Source organism: Neisseria sp. P0021.S006 (assembly GCF_051956895.1).
Genome location: NZ_JBQCWZ010000768.1, coordinates 1 through 674 on the forward strand (window position 1 = coordinate 1; position 674 = coordinate 674).

General features: G+C 55.2%; 1 pseudogene. It reads left to right on the forward strand.

From position 1 onward, the window contains the following. Positions 1–674 (forward strand): annotated as a pseudogene (gene uvrC, locus ACTHUM_RS16995) (excinuclease ABC subunit UvrC); the annotation flags it as partial.

A 674-nucleotide genomic window follows, 5' to 3' on the forward strand; every position in this document is an offset into this window, starting at 1 on the left:
CATACACTGGGTCCGCATCCGCGGTGGGCGGCACGTAGGCGACAAAAGCTTTTTCCCCGACACCAAAAACGATCCCGAGCCAAACGGACAAGATTACGCTGAAGCCTTCGTCGCCCAACACTATCTGGGCAAAAGCAAACCCGACATCATCATCAGTAACTTTCCCGTTCCCGATGCGCTGAAAGAGGCTTTGGAAGGCGAACACGGCAAGCAGATGCAATTTGTCACCAAGACCATAGGCGAACGTAAAGTCTGGTTGAAAATGGCGGAACAAAACGCACAAATGGCGATTGCTCAACGCCGCCTGCAACAAAGCAGCCAGCAGCACCGTATTGATGAACTGGCCAAAATCCTCGGCATGGATTCAGACAGCCTCAACCGCCTTGAGTGTTTCGATATCAGCCACACGCAAGGCGAGGCCACTATTGCGTCCTGCGTTGTGTACGATGAGCAAAGCATCCAGCCTTCGCAATACCGCCGCTACAACATCACGACCGCCAAGCCCGGCGACGACTACGCCGCCATGCGCGAAGTGTTGACGCGCCGCTACGGCAAAATGCAGGAAGCCGAAGCCAACGGAGAAAGTGTCAAATGGCCGGATGCCGTGTTGATTGACGGCGGCAAAGGGCAAATCGGCGTAGCCGTATCAGTATGGGAAGAACTCGGGCTGCACA